Here is a 205-nt window from a genome sequence, read left to right as displayed (position 1 = left end):
GTTGCATGATGACAGTGTCATCAGATATGTCTTCTTGTTGTCCTTGCCCTGATGTATACTCTGCAACCGCAATTCCATTTCTTTCGCCTAGCTTTTGAACAGCCTCGGTAAAAGCCAGTCCTTCCATTTTCATTAGAAAGGAAAATACATTTCCACCTTCTCCACATCCGAAGCAATGAAAAATTTGCTTATCAGATGAAACAGA

Annotated in this window: 1 protein-coding gene; it reads right to left on the bottom strand. The window is 40.5% G+C overall.

The window, feature by feature from the left end:
- Positions 1-205 (bottom strand): CHC2 zinc finger domain-containing protein (locus tag GTY56_RS24935; RefSeq protein WP_237525017.1); only part of this gene is annotated, 205 nt, incomplete at both ends.

Source organism: Streptomyces sp. SID5643 (genome assembly GCF_009872555.1).
Classification (GTDB): Bacteria; Actinomycetota; Actinomycetes; order Streptomycetales; family Streptomycetaceae; genus Streptomyces; species Streptomyces iakyrus.
Note: the sequence above shows the minus strand (reverse complement) of the source record. Positions and strands in the feature narration are given on the sequence as shown.